This is a genomic window from Clostridium sp. UBA871 (assembly GCF_002295255.1).
Classification (GTDB): Bacteria; Bacillota; Clostridia; order Clostridiales; family Clostridiaceae; genus Clostridium_J; species Clostridium_J sulfidigenes.
This window is the reverse complement of the sequence record NZ_DBFV01000003.1, coordinates 108,788-131,048: the sequence shown is the minus strand read 5'-3', so window position 1 is coordinate 131,048 and position 22,261 is coordinate 108,788. Positions and strand designations below refer to the sequence as shown.

The window sequence follows — 22,261 nt, the reverse complement described above, 5'->3', positions numbered from 1 at the left end:
ATGATAAATTTGGAACTTAATTGGAGTCTTAAAGAGCTTTATTCTTCCTTTGAATGCAATGAATTTAAAGAGGATTTGAATAATCTAGATGAACTTATAGAAAATTTCATAACTACTACTAATAACATTATTGATAGTACAGATTCACCTGATAAGTTGTTAGAAAATTTCATATCTACGAATATAGAATTAAAAACTCTAGCAAGAAAATTAGGTAGTATGGTTCACTTAACTCTTAGTGTAGATACCAAAAATTCAACTGCTTTAAAATATGATGATATTCTTTCTTCTAAAATTAGTAATCTAGCTGAAAGCGAAGCTAAAATTACAAAATGGATTGGTAATCTTAAAGATTTAGATAAAATAATTCAAGGTTCTAGATTACTTAGTGACCATAATTTTTTCCTTAAAGAAAAAGCAGAAAATGCAAAATATATGCTAAGTGATAAAGAAGAAGCTATAATAGCAAAAATGAAAAATACTGGATCAGACGCTTGGTGCAAACTTAAAAATGTACTAACCTCTGGCCTTATGGTTGATATAAAACTACATGGAGAAAATAGACAACTACCCTTATCTATGATTAGAAACATGGCTTATGAGGCTGACTCAACTATTAGAAGAAAAGCTTATGAGGCTGAAATTAAGGCTTATGAAAAAATTCATGATGGTATGGCTGCTGCTATTAATGGAATAAAGGGCGAAGTTATAACACTTTGTGATATAAGAGGGTTTTCTTCTCCACTAGATAAAACTCTTTTTAATTCAAGGATGGATAGAAAAATTTTAGACTCAATGCTCGATGCTATTAAAGAATATCTTCCTATATTTAGAAAGTATCTCAAAAGAAAAGGCGAACTTTTAGGCCATAAAAATGGTCTACCATTTTATGATTTATTTGCGCCTATGGGTAATGCTGATATGACTTACACCTATGAAGATGGATGTAAGTGTGTAATTGATAATTTTAGAACCTTTAGTGATGACTTAGCAGATTTCGCTAAAAATGCCATGGAAAAATCATGGATAGATGTTTTACCTAAAGCAGGAAAGGTAGGAGGTGCATTTTGCTCTAGACTTCCTCATGTAGGTGAGAGTAGGGTGTTATTAAACTATGGTAATGCCTTTAGTGATGTAGTTACCCTTTCCCATGAGCTTGGTCATGGGTATCATGGATATTGCCTTAACAATGAAAGTATATTAAATGCACATTATCCTATGCCAATAGCAGAAACAGCTTCTAACTTCTGTGAGACTATAGTAAAAAAAGCAGCTATTAAAACTGCTACTAAAGATGAGGCTTTCTCTATCTTAGAAACTGAAATTAGTGACTGTACTCAAGTTATAGTTGATATTTATAGTAGGTTTCTGTTTGAGAGTGAATTATTTAAAATAAGAAAAGAAAGATCTCTTAGTGTAAAAGATTTAAATGAAATAATGATTAATGCCCAAAAAGAAGCTTATGGTGATGGCCTTGATTCTAACTTCCTTCATCCATACATGTGGGCTTGTAAAACTCATTACTATTATGCTGAAAATAATTTCTATAACTTCCCTTATGCCTTTGGTCAATTATTTGCAAAAGGTCTTTATGCAGAATACTTAAAGAGGGGCGATTCCTTCCCAGAACAATATAAAACCCTTCTTTCAGCAACAGGGAAAAATTCTTTAAGCGATATAGCTAAAATAATGAATATTGATATCTCTTCTAAAGACTTTTGGATAACTTCTCTAAAAATGATAGAAGAAGACATTAATCTATTCTTAAAATATAATAGTTAAAGTACTTAAGATTATATTAGAAATTTAAGAAAACAGTCTGATTTAAATTATTTTAATCAGACTGTTATTATTTTGCATACTTAGTAAATTAGTAAACTCTATACTATTTCTCTAAGCCTGCAGCTTCTCTTATTTTATCTATATTCTTATCTTCTTTATTTTTCTGAAGCATCATGTAAACATATATTGGTATTCCTACAAGCATTAATATAAATCCATACATTACTACATCAGCTCCTGTTCCATATATAGCATATATAGAATAAGCAAATGCAAGTAATGAGAAGAATGAACTCTTTAAGAAGTTTATAAAGCTAAAATCTTTTGATTTCTTACATAGTAATACTATTTCAGCAGCTGCTGAGAATGTGTATGCTGGTAAGAAAGATAATGTAGCTAGTAATATCATAAAGTCAAAGGCACTTCTAAGAGACCCTACATAGTTCATTATTAAAAGTAAATTCATGCATATACTTCCTATAACAAGAGATGCCACAGGAGTATTAAATTTAGGATTTATACGTTTAAATATTGCTGGGAATAATCCATCTTCAGCTGCTCCAACAGCACTTCTAGCTGTTGTTAATAACCATCCAGAAGTTGCTCCTAAAGTAGAAATTAGTGCACCAGCTGCTATGAAAGTCCCCCCCCATGAAGCTCCTGTAGCTTTATTTATAATATCTGCTAGCGGTGCATCTGAATTTGCAAGAGCTGCTTGATCCATAGCACCCATAGAAACAACACTCATTACTATATATATGGCAGACACTATTACTATTCCATATATAGTACTTTTTTTAATATTTTTCTCTGGATTTTTTATCTCTCCACCTGCTACTGTAGCACTTTCTAATCCTACAAAAGCCCATAGTGCTATAGCTATAGCTGATGGTAATGTTCCCATTCCGCTTACTTCTGGACTAGATACAGTCTTCATATAGCTTGGATCAAAATTTAGTGCAGCAATTACAATAAATACTACAAGTACTGCAATTTTTAATACTGTTGATATAACTCCTATTTTTCCAACATATTTTACACCATATATATTTATTAATGTAAATATCCATACCACTGCAGAAGATATCAAGAATGCTGCTAGTGGATTGTTTGCAGCTGGAACAAAGTATGTAAAATAACTCATAAATGCTGTAATTATAGCTGCATTTCCTACCCATGCACCTATCCAAAAGGACCATGCAATTAGAAAACCTGCAAAATCACCAAAGGCAGCTCTTGTATAAACAATAGGACCTCCAGTTTTAGGCATTTTTGATCCTAAATTAGCAAAGCTTAAAGCAATAAGTAATGATCCTATTGAAGTTAAAACCCATGCTAGTATAGCTACTTTTGGGTTTGTTACTCTTGCGAAACTTGCCGGTGACATAAAAATTCCTGAACCTATTACATTCCCAACTACGATAGCTGTAGCTGCAGCTAGTCCAAGATCTCTCTTTAGTGAAGCATCAGTTTGTATTCCGTCTTTTTTAGCCATTTTTTTCCCCCTATAATTGATTTCTTTTAAAAGTAGTTAATTTACTTCTAGAAACCTTAGACATTAAATTTCCACTCAATTATCTAGTTTAATTTAATCGATTACAAAAATCAACCTATTTTTAAATAAATTTTAATATTTTAAAAGGATTTTTATCGATATTTATATATAAGTTGTATGTTTAATGTTTATTATGAACAATATTATATTAAATCAATTTTTATCCATAATATATTTTCTACTTTCTATATAAAATTCTTCATAAAGTCCATCATTAATTTTCATCAATAAGGAACAAAACTCTATGAAAAAATCTTCTTCATAGAGTTTATTTAAAATTAATATTTAAATTATCTTGATATTGTAGTATTTACTTTAACTGTATCCCTTTTTAGGATAAACATTAAAAATCTTATAAACACATATAATACTATAACAGTTGCAATTACCTCTTGAAATTTAACTACATATTTTAGCCAAGAAATTTCTTTTCCAGCTTTCATCAAAAATCCATTAGTACCCTTCATTGCAATTGCACTTATTACCATAGGGAATGTAAATGCAGCATAACTGGGATAAAATTCAAGTCTTAACCCCTGTACAAGATACACTATTCCACATATATATAATACCATTACCAATACTGCTAAAAACATGACCATATTAATATTCTTTTCTGAAAAAGAATTTAAATATGCAGCAAGTGTAAGTGCAGCTGGCGCTGCAAATATTACTGTGGTTGGAAAGGCTGGTTCTGGTATTCCCTTTACTATAAGGGTTCTATAACCTAAAACAGGAATTAATATAATAAGTGAAATAAAGGCAATCCAGAAAAAAGCTTGTCCTAGTTGAACTAATTTAAATGCTGGTGCAGTTATTCCACCTACACCTATTCCCACATAAACAATGAATGTACTTGGAAACATCTTCTTAATATCAAATTTTAATATAAAGTTTTTAGAATAAAATATTATTAGGCCTATATGTATTAGTACCCCCACCCACCATAGAATAAATCCAGATGAGAAAGATATTTCCTTTAAATATGCAGATAAAAGCATAACCCCCATGGAGTAGGTAGGTATAACTGCTGCAATAACGGGATGTTTTATTTCTTCTTTTACATCTTTCCAGCAAGTTATAATCTTTATTGTAAGAAGTATTAATATTATTGCAGATATCACTCCAAGGATATTTTTAAATACTATATTGTATGATGATAATAAATTTCCTAATGAAGCTAATGCTAGCATTACAGCTGCCATTGGCAATGGTATTTTTTTTATATAATTCATATTCATTTTCCTCAACTATTCATCAATATTTTCAATATTTAATTCTCTTACAATAATTTCTGCAGCCTTTTCTGCCATTTCTCCAGTAAATCTTATGCATTGTGCTTTATGCTCACCAGATGCCATATCCATACCTTTAGTTTGAACACTGCAACATAAACATTTATGCTTTTGTCTAAAACTATCTTGTAATTCATAGGCTAACTGTAAAGCTTTAACACTCTTGGGATCTTGAGGATTACTTCCTTTAGTTCTTCCAAAAAAGTATCCAAGACATAAAACAGCTCCTGTAACAGCTCCACATGTACATTTTGATTTTCCAATACCTACTGGAAATCCAGAAGCCATGGCAATCATTTCATCTGGCATGTCTACTTCAAAGTTACTTTTAATAGATGCAACTATTGCTTCTGAACAATAAAACTCACCTTTTCTGAAATGTTCTTCTGCAACTTCTCTAACCTTTTTCACACTAATTTTTTCAATCATTACATATACCCTCTTTCATATTTAATTCATCTTCATTATAACTATTTGCTAATAAATAAACTTTAATAATTATAATATTAAATAGTTATATTTTATCTATTTGAATTTCAAATATACTATGAATTAATATTAGGTATTTGCCAATCAATTTCTTTTTGTTCCAAAGATTTTAATATATCATTAGTCTTTGAGAAATGCTTACATCCCATAAACCCTCTAGTTGCAGATAAAGGACTAGGATGTACTGAAGTTAAAATATAGTGATTAGGATTTGTAATAAACTTCATCTTTTCCTTTGCATTATTTCCCCATAATAAAAATACTATAGGCTTCTCTCTTTCATTTAATAATGTTATTATTCTATCAGTAAAACATTCCCAGCCCTTATTTTTGTGTGAATTGGCCTCACCTTCTCTTACTGTAAGTACAGCATTCAAAAGTAATACTCCTTGTTTTGCCCAAGGAACTAAGTAACCATTATTAGGAATATAGCACTCTAAATCACTTTTTAATTCCTTATACATATTTAAAAGAGATGGTGGAATTCTAACTCCAGGTTGAACTGAAAAAGATAATCCATGTGCCTGACCAGCTCCATGATATGGATCTTGCCCCAATATTACCACCTTAACATCCTCGTAAGATGTAAATTTAAGGGCATTAAAAATATTATTCATATCTGGGAATACATTTCCAGTTTTATATTCACTAATCAAAAATTGTCTTAATTTTATGTAATAAGGCTTATCAAATTCTCCTTTTAGCTTTTCATCCCAATAATTTCCTATATTTACCATTACTAATCATCCTTTCCATCCATTACTTATACAATTATATTTATATAATTACTTATAAAAACTTTTATGTCAATAACTCTTATAAAAGAAAGCCCTTCTGCTACTGTGCAGAAAGGCTTTCACCATTTATTATAACAATAAAATCATTACACTATCATGATATTATTTCCGGTACTTCCCCCGTTCTTTATCCCATGATAACTCTTCAGAAAATTCCTCTTTAAATTTCCTTAGTTGCTGCTTTGTTTTGGGGCTAGTAGCTATATGTGTAGATTGATAAACATTCTTCATAAGCTATTCCTCCTTCAAATTCTCGTTTCTATGAAATTCACTTAAACATTCACAGGCATGAAAACTTACTACAAAACAAATAATGATTTTATTGGTATGATAATAGTATGTCATGAAAAAATTTTTTTATGTATTTATAAAAAAACTTTTTTTAAACTCACATTCCAATTTAAATTGTATATTATGATATTGTAATACTATTAAGGAGCATGTTATGTTCATTAGGAAACCCTATGATATAAACTCACAAAATTATTATACTAATAGATACTTAGATGACGAAGAAAGTTGTAATGAGTGTTTTGATGAAAGGATAGTACCTCCATTTTTCCCAGGAGGTCCTGGCCCATCAGCACCACCATGGAATCAACCACCAAGACCCCCAGTATCACAACCTGGTTCACCTTCAGGTCCACAATCAGGAGGACCTCCAGGACCTCCCCCAAATATGACGCCTAAGAAATCATTTTCTTCAGGACCACAGACTAAAGCTGTATCCCCTGGATCTATAAGACCTTGTAGATTCCAATTTGTATATATATGGCTTCGTAATGGAAATTCTTTTTGGGCATGGCTTATTAATGTCGATAGACGAACTGCCTATGGATTTAGATGGACTGGCTGGAGATGGGTTTACTTTGGTATAAGCTTAAACAGAATAGATTACTTTGAATGCTTTGGTAGACGTTATACCCCACCAGAAGATAATCTTACACCTACCTTAGAAACTCAAGTATTATCACCTTCACAATTCAAACTTGAATATCCATTTATTGAAAATGCTGAAAATGGAGATACTGCTAGTATAGTGAATCAAGAAATTATTGATTCATTGAATTCTTTATGGCTTAATGAAGTTTTAGTTCCTGATAAAGTGAACTTTACAACAGTAGAAAGTGCTTATGAAGTTCCGCTAAATTCTGATGGTCTATTAAGTATAGTAATGTCTTTGTACACAGAAACTGAAGATAATCCAGCTGGCAGTACTTTATTTACTTCTTTAACTATGGATGTTAATACTGGAGAGGTCTATGACTTTGGTAATTTATTTAATAATAGCATGAACTATACTCAAATTGTTAGTGATATAGCTACACAAAAGGCTAATGAAATGAATATAAATTTCACTACACCATATACCGGAGTTACAGATACCCAAAAATTCTATTTAACTCCTGAAGGCTTAGTATTATATTATCAAGTTGATGAATTTACACCAGCCTCTAGTGGATTATTTAGAATTACTATTCTTTATAATGAACTTTCCAATATTTTATATCCAGAAAGTCCACTAGTTCGACTTATTCAAACTCAGTTCCGTTAACGAATAACTATAATATTTAACACTTAATAAATTAATTATAAAGTAGGACTTATTTTAAAGTAATTTTAAATAAGTCCTTTTCTTAATTTATTCTTAGATTTTATATGTTCTATCACTGTAATTTTCAACAGAGCCTTTAACTAAGTCATATTATTTAAAAGAGTATATTGTATTAATATCTTTAGCTGTATAATAGTATTATATAAATATAATTTAGTTTAGAAGGTAGGTTTTAAATTATGTATAACTATCTCACTGAAAAATCAGTTCAAATTCTAAAAGATGAACTCGAACATAGAAAAAATGTAGTTAGATTTCAGATAAATGAAGAATTAAAAGAAGCTAGAGCTCATGGAGACTTAAGCGAAAATTTTGAGTACAAAGCAGCTAAAAAGAATAGAGCTGATAATAATAGACGTATGGGATATCTAGAAAAAATGATTAAAACGGCAAAAATAATAAATGATGACATATCAGAAAATCAGGTTGGTGTTGGAAAAATTGTAACCCTAAGATTTCTAGATGATGATGAGGAAGAAGATTTCACCATGGTAACCACTGTTGAAGCAGATCCTCTTAATAATAAAATTAGCATAGAGTGTCCTTTAGGAAAAGCGTTATACAAAAGAAATTTAGGTGAAAAAGCAGAAGTTACATCTCCAGATGGCTCTTATAGTGTAGTCATAGAAAAGCTCGAAATGATAAAATAATAAAAGTGGCTATGTCAAAATAATCTAAATCTCATTTTGACACAGCCTTCTACTTTATATTAAATCACTTCTACAGATATATTTTTTTCTGATGTATTATCGAGTAATAAATTCTTCTTCTTAGTCATGTAATATAGAATCATCACAATAGTTATTCCTTTAAGAACACTACTCATACTAATGCTCCACCAAACTCCATCTATGCCTAAAAGGTTTGGTGATGATAATATCATAGATGCTGGAACTCTAAGTCCTGTCAGTATAATGCTTACAGCTGCAGGTATATATGTTCGTCCTAAACCATTGAACATTCCTACTGTTGTAATTTCAATACACATAAACAATTGAGAATATCCAAGGATTCTTAAATAATCTGTACCTAACCTTATAGCTTCTTTTTCTTTTATGAATACTGAAAAAATTCCTTTTCCTCCTATTATTAATACTAGAGTGGCTAAAATTCCAACTACTCCTGCTATTAAAATAGTAGCTTTATAGCCTTCCTTAATTCTATCATGTTTTTTAGCTCCATAATTTTGTCCTACAAAAGAACTAAGGGCTGTTGAAAATCCACCTGCAGTCATCCAAGTTATTGCTTCAATTTGAACTCCTACTTTTTGTACTGCTATAGCGACTTCACCAGATCCAGCTATTACCCTTGCTATTAAAATAGAAAAAGTAGTAAATAATCCGCTTTGAACTCCAGAAGGAATTCCAAGTTTACATATAGTTTTTATAGCTCTAAAATCAGGTTTCTTTAATAGAGTAAATTTTAAATATTTTTCTTTACTCTTTAAAATAGATATTAAGAAACAAGTTACAACTATACTTTGTGACCCTATTGTTGCTAAGGCCGCTCCTAAGACTCCCATCTTTGGAATAGGTCCCACACCATAAATTAAAATTGGGTCAAATACTATATTAACTACTAAACCAACAGTGTTAATAATAAAGGGTGTCTTACTGTTACCTGCTCCATTAAATATTGCTGTTAGTACTGGTATTAAATTTGTTATAACCATCCCCATAGCTATTGTAGCTAGATAAGTTTCTGCCATAGATATAACTTTCACATTTTCTAACTGGAAAAATGCTAAAAACTTACTTCTAAATAATAGTATTATTACTCCCATGATTAAAGATAATACTATATTAATTTGTAGGGCACTAACAATATAATTCCTTGTAGCTTTTTCATCTTTACGTCCCAAGCTTTGGGATACTTTTACCTCTGCACCTACCTTAGCTATCATGGTAAGAGCTGCAGCTAAGTTACTAAAAAAACCTGCTGTTCCTACTGCTGCTACTGCTGTACTTCCTATTCTTCCAACCCAAAGCATGTCTGTTAGATTGTATGCCATTTGAATAAATGAAGTTGCCATAATAGGAAGAGCTAATTGAACTAGCTTTCCACTTATAGACCCTTCTGTTAAGTCTATTCTTTTCTCCATAATATCAATCCCCACCACTATAAAATTTTATGCTATTAATATTTCTACAACACCTCAATAAATATTTTACTTCGTACTACGAAGAATGTCTACATAATCTTAACATGAATTTTTCTTGAAATTATTTTATTATTTCAATTTTCCCTAATTATATTTGATATAACAAAAATACCATGGTTTATGTATAACTAATTAATTTATTATACATAAACCATGGTAAATAACATATTTAACTTACATATATTCAATTTACTTTTTTAAAATCATAATATCCTCTATGGTAGCCCTATCTACTACAATATTATCTCCTAAAATTTCTCTTACTTTATCGACTTGTGATGTTAACCCTTCGAAACCAAATCTATTTTTACTTATGCCTTCAAAGTGTTTCTCAACTTCCTTTGTAAGTATATTGCAGTCCCCTTTAATAATTTTGTAGGCTTCCATTATTTCATCCTTTGGTTTTGAGAATACAATACTTCCATCCTTTATAAAAGTAATATAATCTGCTATTCTTTCAAGGTCTGAAGTTATATGAGTAGATATTAATACCCCCATATTTTCATTTTCCATTAAACTTTGAAGTTCTTCTAACACTTCCGATCTAACCACTGGGTCTAATCCCACAGTAGGTTCATCCATTATTATAAACTCTGCTCCATGGCTAAGGGCTATACATAATGAAAATTTCATTCTCATACCCTTAGATAATTCTTTTAGTTTTTTATCCTTATTAAGCTCAAACTTATTTAAATAATAATTAAATTTATCCTTATCCCACTTACTATATAACATAGAAACCATGTTGCCATTTTCTTTTAAAGACATATGGTCGTAGTAGCAAACTTCATCATAAACAAAACCTATTCTATCTTTTATTTCCCTTTCAAATTTAACGTTATCTTTATCAAATATCTTTATATCTCCACTGTCCTTCTTTACTAAATTCATTATAAGTTTTATTAACGTAGTTTTACCTGCCCCATTTTCACCAATTAACCCCATAATAAATCCCTTAGGCAACTGTAAAGAAACATTATTTATCTTAAAGTTTTTATATTTTTTACATAAATTATCCACATGCAATATATTATCCATCATATTCCTCCTACTATAGGTTATATTCTTCAGCAAGTACTCTTAAACTTTCTATGATTTCTTCTACTGATATTCCAGCTTTAGAACCTTCCTCTATTGCCTTAATTAGATAGTCTTCCATATTTCTCATAATAGATTCTTTTAAAAGTTCCTTATCTTGAACATTTACAAAGGATCCCTTCCCTGGAACTGTGTATATAAACCCTTCTCGTTCTAGCTCATCATAAGCTCTCTTAGTTGTAATTACACTAATTCTCAGATCTTTAGCAAGTCCTCGTATAGATGGCAATGGCTCATTAGGCTCTAACTTATTTGTTAAAATATCGTCCTTTATTTGTTTTTCTATCTGAGAATATATGGGTTCTCCCGAAGAGTTGTTTATTATTATATTCATTGAAATTCCTCCAAGTTTAAATGTATTCTGAAAATTTTTATCTACCTATAAATCTCTCTTTCTATATCCAATTATAGACAATACTATAAAGAAAAAATATATTATAATTCCTATTAGAATAATACCTATAGCTAAATACACTCTAGGAATTGTACTTACTAATAAATACTTGCTAATTCCTTTGAAAATATTAGGGCGTATCTTATCAATAAGCTTCAAAATAATTATAGGCACATTTATAACTGCAATAATAATGATTGCAGAGTATTTTGCAGCAACACTATAATCATATCTATAGTATATAAAATTCGTAACCCCAATTATTAAACAGTAATATATAAAGGATAAAGATTGGATAATATAAATTATATATAAATTTTCTTGATTAAAGTTTCCAACTAACAATACTATTGACATAAGTATAGATGAACATAAAACATAAATTATGAAATAATAAATAAATTTACTTATCACTACATCAACTCTTCTTACCGGAAAGCTATTAATTATCACATCATAGTTTCTTCTCATTTCATCTGTGGCTGTAAATTTATTTGCTATTAACGGTACTATGAAGGTTCCCAATAAATAAATCAAAAGTGTAGCTTCAAAGCTGTACATAGAAGCAAAACATAATGCTATCCCTACAACTAAAAGAGAAATAGTATAGATATATCGACTAGTCATAAAGTCCTTTTTTAAAAGAGCTCCCATAAATTCTCCTCCTAAAAATCTTTCTTTTCATAAATAACCACTGATATAGTAGCAATTAAAGCTAAAATACCTAATACCAGTGCACTTAATATAATGTTACTTACTAAAGTATTACTTTGAAATATCACTAAAAGTCTTTCTATGCTAGATAACCACCCAGGTAATGCTTCTCCTTTAAGATACTCACCTATGGTTAAAGTTCCTGCCATTATAACAAAGAAGATAACAAAGTAAAATATCTTTGCAAACTTTATTCCTAATGAAAAATATACACAATAATAAAGAGCTACAAATATAAGAATATAACTAACAGTCCCTTTAATTACAGATGGAGGCAATTTTAAATACTCTGCTGGATATATCATATAAATTAGATTATTTAATAGCACTCCTATTACTGTTACTATGATTATCCACATAATAGAAAACAGAAACTTACCTAATACATAATCACTTCTTTTACAAGGACTACTAAGTATACTAATATGAATCTTATCTCTAGCTTCCATTTCAGTAAAGGCTATACTAATTACCCCACCCATTAGTAAAAAATAATTAAATAAGCCAGCTCCTTTATTCCCAACTCCAAACAATATAACTACTACTATCATAATTAATCCACTTTTGTTGCTGTATAGATTAAATACTCCCCTTAAATCTCTCATGGCCATTTTCCACATTTATTTTCTTACCCCCTTATTCATAGCTACCATAATTTCCTCTAAAGATGGCTTTTCACTAACAATTTTCTGCCTTATACTTTTTTCAATGTATTTATCTTTAATTATTCCTTCAAAACCATATGGTGTTTCTCTCAATCCATATATAACTTTTTCATCAAGTTTACTTAATAAAGTCTTATCCCCTTTAATTATTTTATATTCCTCCATTAATTCACTAGTAGCTTTAGAGAAAACTATCTTTCCCTTTTGGATGTAAGTTATATAATCTGATATCTTCTCTAAATCAGAAATTATATGACTTGAAATTAAAATACCTATATTTTCGTCTTGTATGACCTCTTGAAATACATCTAAAATATCACGCCTCATAACTGGATCTAGTCCTGAAGCCGGTTCATCTAGTATTAAAAATTCTGCATTATGACTTAATGCTAAAGCAATGGCAAATTTCATTTTCATTCCTTTAGATAATTCTTTTACCTTTTGCTTTTTATTTAAGTTAAATTTCCTTAAATAATTCTCAAAGACCTTAGTATTCCAACTTTTATAAAAACCAGAGATTATTTTTTCATTATCTTTAATAGAGATATTTTCATAATAAAAACATTCATCATAAACAAATCCTATACGCTCCTTTATCTCTCTTTCATTGTCAATATTATCTTTACCAAAGATTTGAATTTCACCTTCATCTCTTTTTAGTAAATTCATAATTAGTTTTATAGTAGTTGTTTTACCTGCTCCATTTTCACCTATAAAGCCCATAATATATCCTCTATCTAAACTAAATGAAATATTATCCAACTTAAAATCTTCATATTCTTTAGTCAAATTTTTTATTTCTATTATTTTATTGGACAAAGTAACACCTCCATTAATTCTTATAAATTTTAATTTAAAATTAAGTTTACTATAACTACTGTTTAACGCTGTTAATATTCAGTATGTACAGTACTTATAAAAAAATTAAGCTAAATTGCTTCTTTATACTAACAGTATATATTGTTTATATACACTATGTCAACACTAAATTTAATCCAAAATAAAAACACCTGAGCATTAGTGGCTTGCCAATGCTTAGATGTTTTTATCTACATATATGTTAAACTTCTTATATTCTAAAAATTTGTATTAAAAATAATATGGTGCAGGATCTATATTAGTTCCATTTTTAATAACTTCAAAATGTATATGAGGACCTGTTGACCATCCAGTAGAACCAACATTTGATAGCTGTTGTCCTCCTGCTACTGTTTGTCCAACACTTACTGATAAAGATGAGTTATGAGCGTATAATGTACTAATGTCTCCATGACTTACCACAACAACATTACCGTATCCTTCCATCCATCCTGCATAAGTTACAGTTCCAGCCTTAAGAGAATACACCGGAGCACCATATGGAGCACCTATATCTATTCCTTTATGGAATTCTTGCCCTCTACCTACTGGACTAGTTCTATTTCCAAATGGAGATGTAATAGCATATCTAGTTCCTGTTATTGAGTACATTCCATTAGTGGATACTTGACTTGAAGATGACCCACTATTTGAAGGCTTAGTGTTTGATTGAGAAATTGAACCTCCACGAGAAGGCCTGCTAGCAGCTTTTTCCATAGCTGTTATACTGGCTAAAATTTCTTCAGATTCTGCTTCATTTTGAGCTAAAAGCTTTTCAGCTGTTCCTAATTCATTTTCTGCCTTTGCCATAAGTTTTGTCTTCTCATCTTTTTTAGCATTTAATTCTTCTAAATTTGCATCCACTATAGCTTTTGCATTTTCTAAGGTTTTCTTTTCTTCAGAGGAATCCTTTATATTTTTATCTAATTCTTCTTGATTTGCCTTAAATTTATTTATTTCTTCATTGTCAAAAGAAATTAAGGTATTAATTATATCTATCTTTTCAAAAAAATCTGAAAAACCTTCGGCACTAAGTAGAATTTCTATGTAGCTTGTACCATTGTTTTTATATAAAACTCTTAGTCTTTTATCCATGACCTTTTTATTGGCTTCTAACTCTTTTTTAAGTTCACTAGATCTTTCTTCTAGCTCTTCTATTTTATTAGTTGACTGTGAAATTTGAGCTTGTAAATTATTTACCTCACTATACAACTTGTCCATATTGTTGTCTAACTCTGAAATTTCACTTAATATATTATCTCTGTTTTCTTCTAACTCAGATACTTTAGCCTTATTACTTTCAATTTGCGTTTCAATTTCTTTAGATTTACTTTTTGCATCTGATAAGTCATCTGCTAATACTGTTGATGACATTAAACTACAGCTTACAACTACCGCTGCTATGAATCTTAATTTTTTATTCATGGTTTTCCCCCCTAATGGCACCTTTTCTCCATACTTTTACCAATATCTATTTTTAATTCTAGCAATGTACACCCCCCTTGTCAACATAACTAGGGGTTTTGGTAGAAATTTCATATTTATATGAAACCTTCTAAACTCTTTATTAGACTCTGTATTTGCTTAAAATGATAAATTGAAAAATAAAAACTCTAAGCCACTAATTTAATAGCCTAGAGTCTTTTTACTGTATAAATATTTATTCTATTACAGAACTCTCTTCTACTTCTGATTCTATAGTTTCAGGTTCTATAATAGTTTTTTCTTCATCATCTTCTAAATCTTCATTTTTCTTATTTAAGGTTATTCCCTTTACTAGCTCTACAAGGTCTATACCAGTTAAGGAATTGATAACTTCTGGAACTTCAGCCATGATATTAGCTATGTTCTTTGACACCTTAGCTGCTCCACCTTGACCCCCATTGTCAATAATAACCATCTTCTCAGTTCTAGATAATGGCTCTGCTATATTCTTTGCTACCTCTGGAAGCTTATCTGTTAACATTTGAATAATAGCTGCTTCTCCATATTCCTTATAAGCTTCAGCCTTCTTCTTCATAGCCTCTGCCTCAGCCTTCATTGCATCTGCATTAGCCTCTCCTACTAATCTTATGGCATCTGCTTCTGCCATACCTTTAATTTTTATTGTTTCAGCCTCTGCTTCAGCTCTCTTAATCATCATAAATCTCTCAGCTTCTGCTGCTTGCTCAGCTCTATATTTATCAGCTTCTGCTACTTTTTTAACTGTAGATTCAAGTTCTTTCTCTTTTTTACGTACTTGTTGATCTGCTATATCAGTTTGTCTTTGTTCTTCAAATAATTCTGCATCCTTTAAGGTTTCTACAACTTTCTTATGAACTATATTCTTTTCAACTTCATAAGCAAAGTCTGCCTTAGCTTGTGCCTTTTTCTCTTCTTCTTTAAAGGATTGAACTTTTAATTCCTTCTCTTTATTAGCTCTAGCAATTTCAGCTTCTGCAAATATTTGTGCTTCCATTCCAAGTCTCTTTGCTTCTGCGGTTTTTTGCATCTCTTCTCTCTTTGCTTCTGCCTCAGCTATTGCTGCATTTTTCTTAACTTCTGCTATTTGTTTAGCACCAAGTGCTTGAAGATATCCCTTAGTGTCGTCTATGTCTCTAATTGTAAAGGTCTTAATTTCAAGACCCATCCTTTCAAGGTCTGACTTTGCAACATTTTCAACTTCATTTGCAAACATTTCTCTGTCTTTGTATATCTCTTCAATACTCATTTTTGAAACTATTTCTCTTAGTTTACCTTCCAGTACATCCTGTACAGTTCCCTTCATTACTTCAATAGTTTCTCTTTCTTTTCCAGTATTAAATTGCTCCATAGCTAATAATACACTTGCAGGATCTGACTTAACCTTTATTATAGCTACTCCATCAGTATCTATTGGTACTCCATTACTATCTAAGGATTCATGAGTCTTTACTTCAACCTTCATGTTTTCAAGTGATAATCTATTGGTTTGTTCGAAGAATGGAACAACAAATCCTCCCTTACCACTTATAACCCTTCTCTTAAGTCCTGTAACTACAATAGCTTTATCTTGGGCTGCCTTCTTCCAAGTAATACAAATAAGCCAAATAATCGCTAATGCAAGAATTATCCATCCTAAGTTGTCAGTAAAAATTTCTAACAGTTCTCCCATTTACACTTTCCCCCTAATTATTTTAGGCATCTGAAAATAAATAATAAGTCAAAGATGGAAAGTATATTCTGACTTATTTATTTTTTGAAGATGCCTTATATATCTTATGAAAATAATAACACATATATTACTTTCCATGAGAATATTAACTTAAAAGTACTTAATACATACTTAAAATTACACCATTTTCTTTAAAAATAAAGAACCCATGTAAATTAAATTTCAATTCCTACAATTCTCATTAAATATTTAGCATTTGTGGTATTGGATTTACCTACTTTTAGTTTGTAATCAAAATATATTTTATTTTCTTTATAATACTCAGAAAAATGATAATTTTTTATTCCACTATGCTCTGAAAGACTACATAATTCTAAATCATGAGTAGTTAAAGCCCCTATAACTCCAGCTTTACTTAAGTTTTTAATTACAGCTTCAGCTCCAGTAATCCTATCCTTAGAATTAGTTCCTCTAAAAATTTCATCAATAAGAAAAATCATATTTTTATTATTCTTTGCACCTTCAATAATTTCCTTTATTCTAATTAATTCTCCATAAAAAGTTGAAATTCCATTTTTTAAATCATCTGTTATCCTCATAGATGTATATATCTCTAATAAGCTACACTCCATTTTCTTACTAAATACTGGTGCACCTACATAGGCTAAAACTAAATTTATACCTATAGTTCTTAAAAATGTAGTTTTACCTGACATATTTGATCCTGTAATTATAAATATATTTTCCTTCATACTTAAATCATTATTAACTCGTACATCTCTATTTATTAAAGGATGACCAAGGTCTTGTGCCTCTATTTTAACACCCCTAGGATTTATTGTTGGTAATGTTACATTTTCATCTATATGAATTAACACAGCAAGACTCATAAGTTCTTCTATAACCCCAATATTGGAAAGCCAACTTTCTATTTTATCACCATTTTCAGCCTTCCAATCCTCAAGAGAAAATACACATTGATAATCCCAAAGAAATAGTATGTTTAAAGCTAAATATAACAATCCATTATTTCTCATATTTACTCTTTCTGATATATTAGAAAGTCTTTTTATAGCTTTAATTGATGAATCTTTATCTTTAAATAAATTTTCTTTTATATTCTTTAACTTTTTAGATTTAAAATCTTTTTTCTCTATTAACTTTAAAATGTTTAAATACTCTTCTAGGTTTCCTCTAAAATAATTAACTACTTCTAGAACTAAATTTAACTTTAAAGTAGATATTGTCCATATAATTGTTTGCACAATTAAAAGAAAATACATTAACCAATTAAAATTATTCATTTTAAATATAAGTATTATTAAAGTAATTGGTATTGTAACTAAGGGCATTAAATATATAGTCTTTTTAATTAATTTCGATTTTATAAGGACACCTTTATCTTCTACATATTTTATTAATTTTTCAGGACTTTTTAATCTATTCCTACTATTTCTACCTATATACTCCATTTCCTCACAAAAATCCAAGTCATCAAATAACTCTTTTATAGCCTCTTGTCTTAATAGTATTTCATTATAATCAAACCTAGGTTCTAATAAAGAATTAGCTAAAGATTTTCTTCCATGCCAAGTATTAGTTATATTTATTAATTGAAATAAAGATTCACTACCTACAATATCTAAATCAGATGCATATCTGTGCTCCTTATTTACAAACTCTTCTCCCAAATCCTGAAACTTTATCCACTGACCAGAAATTCTTTGAAGGTATCTATTATTTATTTCAATCATATCCTCAGCCAGTTTTAATTTACTTTTTACTTTTCTATGATATATTACTAAAAATATAAAACTTCCATAAAAAACTATAGAAAGAAATAGAACCCTATTTGTCACTTCTACCTTTATTCCTATATAGGTGAAATACAAGGCTAGTATCATTACTAATAATCTTAAATATCCGATTCTATCAAATTCTTTTTTATATTTAGCAATATCATCATTATACTTACTTATTTTGCTTAAAAATTTATCTTCAACCACATTATTACTCCTTTCCTTTTTACACTTTAAAATCATCACTGTACCTATATCAATTTCTTATATATTTAACATAAGTTTAAATATAATATTTAAACAGCAAACCCCCGAAACCCGCATGAACAGAACAAATAGTTAACTATTTATATAGTTATATAGTTTTATAGTTAAATTCTCCATATATAGATAAGCTATTTTATAATATCTTTTTCAGTTTAATTTTATGTTTAAATTATATTGTTGCTCTTCACTGTTACTACATGTTATATTACATGTATATTATATCCAATATTTCTACTTATATCAAACTTATATAAAAGTGTAAATCATATTTACTTATTCATGGTTTTATAATATAATAATAAAATAATGTATCATGGGGGAGTAGTTTGCGTATAATGCTTTTATACGTGACAAGTCAACATAATGATTAATTTTTTAATCTGGCTTGCCTTAAAGAACAAGACTCATGTATAGCTTAATTAAGATGTCTCTAATAAAAGAGATACTTTAAACTTTGCTATACATGGGTCTTTTATTATGTATGAGGAGGATAACTTAAAGTTTAATAAAATAAGATTAAGGAGTTTTTTAATGAGTACTATTGAAATTATAATGATAGGATTATGTCTTAGTATGGATGCTGCCGCAGTATCTATGACTAATGGTATGGTGTACAAGGATGCTACTAAAACAAAAATTATAGCTATGCCTTTATTCTTCGGCTTCTTTCAAGGGGCAATGCCTTTTCTAGGTTATTATGCAGGAGGAATGTTCTCAGAAATTTTAAGTAAATATTCTGGTATTTTAGTTTTAATCATATTAGGATTTATAGGGGCAAATATGTTAAAAGAAGGCATATTCCCAGATAAAGAAGAAGATGAAAATAAAGTTGTACCCCTTAACTACAAGCTTTTATTTTTTCAAGGAATAGCTACTAGTATAGATGCTTTTGCAGTAGGTATTGGCTTTAGCGCTATGAATATTGCTATTCTTCCAGCTATTTGTATCATCGGTATAACCACATTTATTTGTAGTTTTATTGCCATCTTCATAGGAAAGAAATGTGGAGATTTACTTGGTAAAAAAGCTGAAATATTAGGCGGAATTATTTTAATTATTATAGCTGTAAAGGCAGTTTTATAATATTGTTTACTATTTAAATATTGTTATAAAACCTTATAATAAATAGTATATTTGAGCATATTATATCTATGGAATATAAATTTAAAAGGAGATGATATGCTTGGAAATTACATTTCAAGGCAATCCAATTACTTTAAAAGGAATTCAACTAAGAGTAGGAGATAAGGCTCCTGACTTTACTTTAATTAATAATGAACTACAACCTGTTACTTTACAAGATACTAAAGGAAAAAGAATCTTTGTAGTTGTTCCATCTATAGATACAGGTGTATGTGATATGGAAGTTAGAAAATTCAATGAAGAAGCTTCTAAACTTAATAATGTTACTATATACACCATATCAATGGATTTACCTTTTGCTCAAGGTAGATGGTGTGGAGCTGCTGGAATTAAAAATGTAATTACTCTTTCCGATTATAAAACTAGAGAATTTGGTGATAGATATGGAGTATACATCAATGAACTAGGATTACTTACTAGAGCTGTCTTCGTATTAGATGAAGATAACACAATTACCTATGTAGAATATTGCAGTGAAGTCACTGATGAACCTAACTATGAAGCTGCACTTCAAGCTGTGAAGTAATACAATAATTTGTATATGTTTTAATGAAAGTCCAGGATGTATAATAATATCCTGGACTTAGAACTTATACTTAAATTTTAATTTTTTTCTCTTTGCTCCTAAGGTCACTTAAGGTGTAAGTCTAGTTCTGTCCCTAGGAATTAGTGATGCTTCTCTTACATTTTCTAATCCTAATAACTGAGCCGTTAACCTTTCTAATCCTATGGCAAGACCTCCATGGGTTGGCATACCTTGTTTAAATACACAGGTATAGCTGCTGTAATTCTCTGGGTTAAGACCTTTATATTCTATATTTTTTATTAACTCATTATAATTATGAATTCTTTGTCCTCCAGTAGTTATTTCAACTCCTCTAAATAATAAGTCAAAGCTGTAAGTCTCTAGTTTTCCACAAGGCATGGTGTACATTGGTCTCTTTTTCCTTGGGTAATGGGTTAAAAATATGAAATCTGAGTTTAACCTTTCCTTGGCATATCTATAAATAAGTTTTTCACCCTCTGGGTCAAGGTCTCCATCTAAGTTCTCTTTGCCGTACTCTTTTTCTAGTATGTCCAAGGCATCCTTCAACTTCATTCTAGGTATTTCTCCTCGGATTTCTGGAATTTTAACTTCTAGTATGTCTAAGTATTTATTCCCCTCTTCTTTAACCTTACTTAAAATATACTTTAATAGTCTTTCTTCCATGTCCATAATTTCTCTTTCATCTTCAATAAATCCCATTTCAAAGTCCATACTTATATATTCATTTAAGTGCCTATTGGTATTATGCTGTTCTGCTCTATATACATGAGCTATCTCAAAAACTCTTTCAAAACCTGCACCTACCATCATCTGCTTATAAAACTGAGGGCTTTGAGCTAGATAAGCTTCTCTTTCAAAATATTTAACCTTAAATACCTCTGTTCCTCCTTCTGCTCCCTCAGATACTAATTTGGGTGTGAAAATTTCTGTAAATCCTTCCTTAGTTAAAAATTCTCTAAATCCCTGAACTAGTATATTTTGAATACCAAATACTGAACTTATCTTTTCATGTCTCAAACTTAATACTCTATTATTTAACATAGTGTCTAAATTAATGTTTAGATCTTTATTATTAAGTTCTATAGGAAGTTCCCCTATTGTAGAATTAATAACTTCAATACTTTCAATTTCAATCTCAAAGTTATTTAATTTATTTTTTCCCTCTTTAACTATACCTTCAATAGAAACTACAGATTCTGTTTTTAAATCCATTTTTTCAGCAATAGAATTTTCAGCTACACATTGCACTAGACCTGTTCTATCTCTTAATACTATAAAAGTAATAGACTTCAACTTTCTTATGCGATAAATCCATCCTGATATTTTTACTTTTTCATTCATATGATCAATTAAATTATTTACTAATACTCTTTTCATTGTTATACCTCCTAAATTTAAACATTTTAAAAGCCCCTTAAGCCAACGGCTCAAGGGGCAAAATATGCGGTACCACCCTTGCTGATATAGTAATTAAATACTAATAAATTCTTAGAGTTATACACACTAGAAATTATTATATATTAGGATAGATTAATTTTCTTAAAGCATCTCAAGATGCCTTATACCGGTATTCTAAGAAAACTTACATTAATGAAATGAGCTCTATTTCATTAAAATAAAAAAAACCTTCACTCCAATAGGAGCGAAAGCAATATTCACGGTACCATCCTAATTTGATTAAGTATTATTTACTTTATCATCTCAATCCCTTTAACGGAGGAATCCGATCTACCCTACTTTTCATTTCAGGTAAATATCTCCAGGATGTCTTTCAATACTACTTTTCTCATAGAGCTTCCACCATCCTCTACTCGCTTTACATACTTAGTAATATTTACTCTTCCTTTCAAAGAATTATAAATATATATTTTCTATATAATATGCCTTTTTAGAATTTTTGTCAATATATTTTGATAATTCTTCATTATTTTTAGTTAGAACTTTAAATA

Annotated in this window: 20 protein-coding genes and 1 other annotated feature; of the genes, 5 read left to right on the top strand and 15 right to left on the bottom strand. The window is 29.7% G+C overall.

Annotated features, from left to right (window positions below; translation table 11 throughout):
- Positions 1 to 9: 9 nt before the first annotated feature.
- Complete coding sequence (locus tag B3086_RS02305; protein ID WP_346892738.1) at positions 10 to 1,782, top strand: M3 family oligoendopeptidase; 1,773 nt, start codon at positions 10 to 12, stop codon at positions 1,780 to 1,782.
- A 103-nt stretch (positions 1,783 to 1,885) separates the two neighbouring features.
- Here the strand turns inward: B3086_RS02305 and B3086_RS02300 are convergent, their stop codons facing one another.
- From B3086_RS02300 to B3086_RS02280, 5 genes are all read right to left on the bottom strand, one after another.
- Positions 1,886 to 3,277, bottom strand: a complete 1,392-nt coding sequence (locus tag B3086_RS02300; RefSeq protein ID WP_346847717.1) for an amino acid permease — start codon at positions 3,275 to 3,277, stop codon at positions 1,886 to 1,888.
- A gap of 350 nt (positions 3,278 to 3,627) precedes the next feature.
- Positions 3,628 to 4,572 (bottom strand): TDT family transporter, encoded by a 945-nt coding sequence (locus B3086_RS02295; protein ID WP_346892736.1) that lies wholly within the window; start codon positions 4,570 to 4,572, stop codon positions 3,628 to 3,630.
- Positions 4,573 to 4,587: 15 nt separating this feature from the next.
- Complete coding sequence (locus B3086_RS02290; RefSeq protein ID WP_035132349.1) at positions 4,588 to 5,061, bottom strand: C-GCAxxG-C-C family (seleno)protein; 474 nt, start codon at positions 5,059 to 5,061, stop codon at positions 4,588 to 4,590.
- Positions 5,062 to 5,177: 116 nt separating this feature from the next.
- Positions 5,178 to 5,858 carry a uracil-DNA glycosylase gene (locus tag B3086_RS02285; protein WP_346847719.1) on the bottom strand — a complete coding sequence of 227 codons (681 nt, stop codon included), beginning with the start codon at positions 5,856 to 5,858 and terminating at the stop codon, positions 5,178 to 5,180.
- A 162-nt stretch (positions 5,859 to 6,020) separates the two neighbouring features.
- Entirely contained in the window at positions 6,021 to 6,149 is a 129-nt protein-coding gene (locus tag B3086_RS02280) for a hypothetical protein (RefSeq protein WP_278245237.1), read from the bottom strand.
- Positions 6,150 to 6,363: 214 nt separating this feature from the next.
- On the opposite strand from B3086_RS02280, the gene B3086_RS02275 reads away from it, so the two are divergent.
- The gene (locus B3086_RS02275) at positions 6,364 to 7,473 is read left to right on the top strand and encodes a DUF3298 and DUF4163 domain-containing protein (protein WP_346847720.1); all 1,110 of its coding nucleotides are present in this window, start codon (positions 6,364 to 6,366) and stop codon (positions 7,471 to 7,473) included.
- Between the two features lie 239 nt (positions 7,474 to 7,712).
- Entirely contained in the window at positions 7,713 to 8,183 is a 471-nt protein-coding gene (gene greA / locus B3086_RS02270) for a transcription elongation factor GreA (RefSeq protein WP_346847721.1), read from the top strand.
- A gap of 59 nt (positions 8,184 to 8,242) precedes the next feature.
- Here greA and B3086_RS02265 read toward each other — a convergent pair whose 3' ends face one another.
- The 9 genes from B3086_RS02265 to B3086_RS02225 form a co-directional block, all read right to left on the bottom strand.
- Positions 8,243 to 9,634 (bottom strand): MATE family efflux transporter, encoded by a 1,392-nt coding sequence (locus B3086_RS02265; protein ID WP_346892734.1) that lies wholly within the window; start codon positions 9,632 to 9,634, stop codon positions 8,243 to 8,245.
- Positions 9,635 to 9,883: 249 nt separating this feature from the next.
- Positions 9,884 to 10,732, bottom strand: a complete 849-nt coding sequence (locus B3086_RS02260) for an ABC transporter ATP-binding protein (RefSeq protein WP_346876660.1) — start codon at positions 10,730 to 10,732, stop codon at positions 9,884 to 9,886.
- 13 nt (positions 10,733 to 10,745) lie between these two features.
- On the bottom strand, positions 10,746 to 11,126 hold the full coding sequence (locus B3086_RS02255) for a GntR family transcriptional regulator (RefSeq protein ID WP_035132342.1): 381 nt from the start codon (positions 11,124 to 11,126) through the stop codon (positions 10,746 to 10,748).
- 45 nt (positions 11,127 to 11,171) lie between these two features.
- A complete protein-coding gene (locus B3086_RS02250) occupies positions 11,172 to 11,840 on the bottom strand; it encodes an ABC-2 transporter permease (protein WP_346876661.1) in 669 nt (222 codons plus the stop codon).
- Positions 11,841 to 11,851: 11 nt separating this feature from the next.
- Positions 11,852 to 12,520 carry an ABC-2 transporter permease gene (locus B3086_RS02245; RefSeq protein WP_346876662.1) on the bottom strand — a complete coding sequence of 223 codons (669 nt, stop codon included), beginning with the start codon at positions 12,518 to 12,520 and terminating at the stop codon, positions 11,852 to 11,854.
- Positions 12,521 to 13,384: an ABC transporter ATP-binding protein gene (locus B3086_RS02240; RefSeq protein ID WP_346847726.1), complete on the bottom strand. Its 864-nt coding sequence runs from the start codon at positions 13,382 to 13,384 to the stop codon at positions 12,521 to 12,523. It abuts the gene before it with no gap.
- A 270-nt stretch (positions 13,385 to 13,654) separates the two neighbouring features.
- Complete coding sequence (locus tag B3086_RS02235) at positions 13,655 to 14,848, bottom strand: murein hydrolase activator EnvC family protein (protein WP_346847727.1); 1,194 nt, start codon at positions 14,846 to 14,848, stop codon at positions 13,655 to 13,657.
- A 235-nt stretch (positions 14,849 to 15,083) separates the two neighbouring features.
- Positions 15,084 to 16,556, bottom strand: coding sequence for a flotillin family protein (locus B3086_RS02230; RefSeq protein WP_346876663.1), 1,473 nt, complete (start codon positions 16,554 to 16,556; stop codon positions 15,084 to 15,086).
- Positions 16,557 to 16,771: 215 nt separating this feature from the next.
- The gene (locus B3086_RS02225) at positions 16,772 to 18,562 is read right to left on the bottom strand and encodes a MutS-related protein (protein WP_346890923.1); all 1,791 of its coding nucleotides are present in this window, start codon (positions 18,560 to 18,562) and stop codon (positions 16,772 to 16,774) included.
- A 591-nt stretch (positions 18,563 to 19,153) separates the two neighbouring features.
- Between B3086_RS02225 and B3086_RS02220 the strand changes: the two genes are divergently transcribed.
- Together B3086_RS02220 and tpx are read left to right on the top strand one after the other, a co-directional pair.
- Entirely contained in the window at positions 19,154 to 19,705 is a 552-nt protein-coding gene (locus tag B3086_RS02220; protein WP_346876665.1) for a manganese efflux pump MntP family protein, read from the top strand.
- Positions 19,706 to 19,805: 100 nt separating this feature from the next.
- Positions 19,806 to 20,291 (top strand): thiol peroxidase, encoded by a 486-nt coding sequence (gene tpx, locus B3086_RS02215; protein ID WP_346847731.1) that lies wholly within the window; start codon positions 19,806 to 19,808, stop codon positions 20,289 to 20,291.
- Between the two features lie 108 nt (positions 20,292 to 20,399).
- Here tpx and aspS read toward each other — a convergent pair whose 3' ends face one another.
- Positions 20,400 to 21,689, bottom strand: a complete 1,290-nt coding sequence (gene aspS, locus B3086_RS02210) for an aspartate--tRNA(Asn) ligase (RefSeq protein WP_346892732.1) — start codon at positions 21,687 to 21,689, stop codon at positions 20,400 to 20,402.
- Between the two features lie 258 nt (positions 21,690 to 21,947).
- Positions 21,948 to 22,171 (bottom strand) — a binding site (T-box leader).
- Positions 22,172 to 22,261 lie beyond the last annotated feature (90 nt).